The organism is Desulfosarcina sp. (genome assembly GCF_033791525.1).
Classification (GTDB): domain Bacteria; phylum Desulfobacterota; class Desulfobacteria; order Desulfobacterales; family Desulfosarcinaceae; genus Desulfosarcina.
In genome coordinates, this window is record NZ_JASJGN010000166.1 from 1 (window position 1) to 4,741 (window position 4,741).

General features: G+C 50.2%; 5 protein-coding genes and 1 tRNA gene. 1 reads left to right on the plus strand and 5 read right to left on the minus strand.

Features of this window, described 5'->3' with window-relative positions:
- Window positions 1-302 precede the first annotated feature (302 nt).
- Together QNK41_RS08020 and QNK41_RS08025 are read right to left on the minus strand one after the other, a co-directional pair.
- Window positions 303-379 (minus strand) — tRNA-Lys (locus QNK41_RS08020).
- A gap of 91 nt (window positions 380-470) precedes the next feature.
- Window positions 471-1,229: an RNA 2'-phosphotransferase gene (locus tag QNK41_RS08025; RefSeq protein ID WP_319255536.1), complete on the minus strand. Its 759-nt coding sequence runs from the start codon at window positions 1,227-1,229 to the stop codon at window positions 471-473.
- A 345-nt stretch (window positions 1,230-1,574) separates the two neighbouring features.
- On the opposite strand from QNK41_RS08025, the gene hemL reads away from it, so the two are divergent.
- Window positions 1,575-2,858, plus strand: a complete 1,284-nt coding sequence (hemL, locus tag QNK41_RS08030; protein WP_319255538.1) for a glutamate-1-semialdehyde 2,1-aminomutase — start codon at window positions 1,575-1,577, stop codon at window positions 2,856-2,858.
- A gap of 86 nt (window positions 2,859-2,944) precedes the next feature.
- Here the strand turns inward: hemL and QNK41_RS08035 are convergent, their stop codons facing one another.
- The 3 genes from QNK41_RS08035 to QNK41_RS08045 form a co-directional block, all read right to left on the minus strand.
- Window positions 2,945-3,169, minus strand: a complete 225-nt coding sequence (locus QNK41_RS08035; protein WP_319255540.1) for a hypothetical protein — start codon at window positions 3,167-3,169, stop codon at window positions 2,945-2,947.
- Between the two features lie 192 nt (window positions 3,170-3,361).
- On the minus strand, window positions 3,362-4,291 hold the full coding sequence (locus QNK41_RS08040) for a M23 family metallopeptidase (RefSeq protein WP_319255542.1): 930 nt from the start codon (window positions 4,289-4,291) through the stop codon (window positions 3,362-3,364).
- Between the two features lie 35 nt (window positions 4,292-4,326).
- Window positions 4,327-4,677 carry a hypothetical protein gene (locus QNK41_RS08045; RefSeq protein ID WP_319255544.1) on the minus strand — a complete coding sequence of 117 codons (351 nt, stop codon included), beginning with the start codon at window positions 4,675-4,677 and terminating at the stop codon, window positions 4,327-4,329.
- Between the last annotated feature and the right edge of the window lie 64 nt (window positions 4,678-4,741).

Sequence of the window (4,741 nt, forward strand, 5' to 3'; positions counted from 1 at the left end):
ATCCTACATGATGTAGCGGTTTTTCCCGACCTTTTCCTGTCATCAGCCATCTGCTGGAGCCTGACGACGAATAAGGAAGACCTCTGGGGTAGGAGGTATAATAATAAGGGGCGTGCAGGTAGTTTTGAATTCAGTTAATAATATGAATTAGGCAACAGCCGCAATAGAAATTAAAAAGGGATTCTAAAATTTAATCGCTGGAAAAAGAAGGAGGACCCGGGATTTGATGCATCCAGGCGAACGCCATCAGCACCCAAAACTAGAAAAGGGATTAAGTGACCTGCTTAACCCCTTTATTTTACTGGTGGGCCGTGAAGGAATCGAACCTTCAACCTACTGATTAAGAGTCAGGTGCTCTGCCTAGTTGAGCTAACGGCCCTTTTGGTGTCGCAAAACAAGGGCGTTTAGTAACAGCCAAGACGGTGGATGTCAATGCGTTTTTTTGCCGTTAGGGCCAAATAGACGGACCGCTAATCATCCGGCCATCCTTTGACCTTGTTCCGACTGCTTCGTTTTCGATCCCGCTTCCATTCATTCTTGCGTTGACGCGATCTTTTTTTCGGCTGATCTTTATGGGTTGAATCAATGGTCAGGTCCAGATAGTAACTTCCGGGTGTCTTTGGCGCTGCCTGCGATATGGGCATTTCCACCTGCTTCGCCTCTGGTCGTTTTTTGGGAAGTGGTGGGCCGCTGAAACTTCCAAGCGGTAAACCATCCGACAGGAACAATCGATTGCCAAAACGCCATACCGTGGCCCCGTTTTTCCGGGCATTCTCCGAGTTTACTGTCAGAATTACCGGGGACGGATCGATCCGCCGGCCAAGCCGTTGAGCCATGGCGATATCGCTGGCCAGGATGATCCGATTTCCGGAGGCAGCAGCGGTCAGGCCTTTTTCCAGCAATACGGGGTACGCGCGTTGGCGAACGGCGTAATAGATCAGTTTGGGGAAGGACTCCGGGATCTCCGGTAAAAAAAGACGGGTTCGGTCTGTGGCCCGGATCAGGTTATTCTCAATCTCAACTGCTGGCGAACCGGTTGAATAGATCACTTCACGAATTTGATTCAATCGCACATGGCGCCAGCCGGATTCTTCACCCAGGGACTTCATCAGGTTTTTGATTTTCACGTAGCCATTTTCGTCGGGAAGCAGGCCGAATTCATCAGGCTGCCGGCCAAGAATATATATCAGCAATTTTGAAAGTTTATCTACTGCCTGGCGGTGTTTCATCGGTCGTCGTAAGCGCCTGCCGGAGTTGAACCGCGATAGTGAGCGCATTCCTCGCCGCTTGCGGCGGGGTTAGCGAGCGAACTGAAAATCGATTTTTTATCCTTACGGTGCTGTGCAGCACTGCCGTTACAGGCAGAACATTCCCCGCGGCTATGCCGCGGGGAGGGTTAAAAAAAACTTAGCTCTCATGGAAAATGGCCGGCCAGCTTTCAGCCCTCCAGTTATCGCCATCTCTCCCCCGTGTCGCTCCGGCTTGACCTGACTGCCCGTGTTTGGTAGTTTCCTCATCCAGCAACCTAAAAGTCAACCCGTTTTATTCTGTTCAATCAGAAAGGATACCCATCCATGAATAAGAAGAGATCCACTGCATTATACAAAAGGGCACAGGAATTGATCCCCGGCGGCGTGAACAGCCCGGTCAGGGCCTGCCGTTCCGTGGGAATGGATCCATTGTTTATCGACCGTGCCGACGGGTGTTGGCTCTTCGATGCCGACGGCAACGCATATATTGATTATATCGGATCATGGGGCCCGATGATCCTGGGCCACCGGCATCCATCGGTGATCGCTGCCATTTCGTCCGCCTTGGAGAAAGGAACCAGTTTTGGGGCGCCCACCGAACTGGAAATTGAGCTGGCAGAATTGATTGTCAAGGCCATTCCCTCGATGGAGATGGTGCGAATGGTTAATTCGGGCACGGAAGCCACCATGAGCGCCATTCGGTTGGCACGGGGTTACACCGGTCGGGATAAGATCATCAAATTTGATGGCTGCTACCATGGGCATGCCGATTCTCTGCTGGTGGAAGCCGGTTCCGGTGTCGCTACCCTGCAAATTCCCGGAAGTTCAGGAGTCCCCGCCACGTTTGTAGAGCATACGTTATCGCTTCCCTACAATGACATTGATACGCTGAATAAGGTGATGACGGAAAAAGGGGACCAGATTGCCTGCATCATTGTTGAGCCGGTAGCTGGAAACATGGGTTTGGTGCTGCCGGATGACCAGTTTCTTGAAACCCTTCGTGAAACATCTGAAAAATATGGCGCATTGCTCATTTTCGATGAGGTTATGACCGGCTTTAGGGTCGCTTTTGGCGGGGCTCAGGAACGTTATGGCATAACCCCGGACCTGTCCTGCTTCGGTAAAATTATCGGCGGCGGCCTGCCGGTGGGTGCATACGGCGGACGTTGTGAGATTATGGCGCACATTGCTCCCAGGGGATCCGTTTACCAAGCCGGTACCCTGTCAGGAAACCCTTTGGCCATGGCCGCGGGGATTGCAACGCTGAAGCAATTGAAAACACCCGGTTTTTATGAAAGCCTGGATGCCCAGGCGGAAAGGCTGATCAGCGGATTGCAGTCAGTGGCCGAAAAGGCCAATATCCCGGTTGCCTGCGCCCGGTCAGGCGCGATGCTGGGCCTGTTTTTTGCCGATCAACCAGTGAACAGTTTTGCCGACGCCAAAAAATCCAATTTAGAGCGATTCTCATCCTATTATAAAGGGATGCTGGAAAACGGCATCTACCTGGCACCCTCTCAATTTGAAGCGTTTTTTTTATCTGCCGCCCACGATGACGAGGCCATCCAGAAAACCCTGTCTGCGGCTGAAAAGGTTTTTGCCACGCTTTAAAAAAGTGCGTTAACACATAAAAAACCCTTGCCGGCAGTTGGGCTGGCAAGGGTTTTTTATGTTCCTTAATGATTGTCAGCTGCGGATCAAAAGGAATAATTCAAGCGGACCCATGGATTCAGAAAGTCGCTTTGCTCTTCTGCCGGGTCGAAGCTGGCGTCTCCCTGGACATACTCGAGAATGCATTCGACATTGATGTTCAGGGATGATTGGGCGTTAATCAACATGCAGACCCCGCGATCATGAGCTACCTTGGGCGTAGGGTCTGCATGGGTATTGATCAACGCATTTCCGGGGCTCGCGGTTCTCATCAATCCAATACCGGAACCCGTGCTGCATCCACACAATAAAATTGTCATCGCTGATAAGATCAAGAAAACTGTCTTTTTCATTTTTTAGCCTTCTTTTTTTTACCGACGGTGCCGTGTCGTCTGATTCTTCTGTGTACTTTTGTATCGCCCGAACAAATGTCATGTCTGGTTTTGTGCAACCTTTCCTGTCTATCAATTAAAGAAATAATTCATTGGATTGACGGCCACCCCATTTAAGCGGACTTCGTAGTGAAGGTGAGGACCGGTACTCCGACCCGTATTGCCCACTAAGGCGATGGTTTCACCGCGTTTTACGCGGTTACCCTTTTTCTTGAGTAGTTTCTTGGTATGACCGTACCGGGTTACCATGCCGAATCCGTGTTCAATGGTTATCATATTGCCCATCAGCCCCTTTCTTCCGGAATAGGTCACCAGGCCGTCCGCCGGTGCAATGATCGGCGATCCGGCATGCGTGGCGATGTCGAGTCCGCGGTGGAATTCACGCCGGCCGGTGAAGGGTGACTCCCGGTATCCGAAACGCGATGATATCCACCCTTTTAATGGCCGGATGGAGGGGGTGGCGGCCAATAAGTTCCGCTTTCCTTCCAGCTGGCTGAAGATCGACGAAAATGACTGTTGCTGGTTATGGGAAGCCTGATCGATTTCACTGATTTCAACGTGCATGTCCCGGACAAGCTCCTGGTAATCCTGTACCATCATCGTTGTGGGGTCCAGGTCTTCCGGATCAGAACCACCCACACCAAAGATACTTGATCCGTCATTGTTGGGTTCAAGATTGGCAATGATCCGGATTTTTTGCTCAAAATTGTCAAGTTCTGCCAATTTTGTGTTCAAGGAATTTATTTTGTTTGAAAAAGCGACAATTTGACTCTGGTGCTGAACAACCCGTTCTTCCTGCATTTGCAGGGATGAGCGAAGGCTATGGACATCCTTCACTTCAGTTTTCATGCGTAGATAGTCGGAGATGCCCAAGTACAGGGCAATTGCTCCAGCCATAAAAAACATGAAGGCCATCGGAAGCAGCATTCTGGGAATGGTTGTCTGTTTGACCGGGGTACCGGTAGCGTCAAATATCAACAAAGTCAGTTTTTTCTTCATCATTACCATCATTGGGTTGGCCTGTATGGGCTTTAATTCTAATTGGTTGCTTGGTTAACCGGAACCAGGTCGATTGTGCAATGCCCCTGGAAACGACCTTGCCGTTCACTGCAAATATGCCCTATACGCGTTTCGATCTGCTTTTTGGGGCAATGCGCGTCACTGCTGTAGTAGGTCATGTTCAAAACATTGCCGGCCTTGAGTTTAGGAAGAACGGCAGAATTCTCCTTGACCACAACGAACATGGGGCTGGATTCGCTGCGCCATATCTTGAATTGATAGACCGGATGAGGCTCGTTTACAGCAAACTCCACACTGTAAAACCCTTCAGGTTTGAATGAATTATTAATTTTACTCACGGTGCTGGTGTTCATTTCGATGGCTGGCATGGCAAATCCTCCGGGCTACAGTAGTGTGCTAAATACCAATTGTTGAATGCAACTAAGGAATCTT

Bases quoted from the DNA above. Each gene is read 5' to 3' on its own strand.
- QNK41_RS08025 (WP_319255536.1), bottom strand. From the start codon at position 1,229: ATGAAACACCGCCAGGCAGTAGATAAACTTTCAAAATTGCTGATATAT.
- hemL (WP_319255538.1), top strand. From the start codon at position 1,575: ATGAATAAGAAGAGATCCACTGCATTATACAAAAGGGCACAGGAATTG.
- QNK41_RS08035 (WP_319255540.1), bottom strand. From the start codon at position 3,169: ATGAGAACCGCGAGCCCCGGAAATGCGTTGATCAATACCCATGCAGAC.
- QNK41_RS08040 (WP_319255542.1), bottom strand. From the start codon at position 4,291: ATGATGAAGAAAAAACTGACTTTGTTGATATTTGACGCTACCGGTACC.
- QNK41_RS08045 (WP_319255544.1), bottom strand. From the start codon at position 4,677: ATGCCAGCCATCGAAATGAACACCAGCACCGTGAGTAAAATTAATAAT.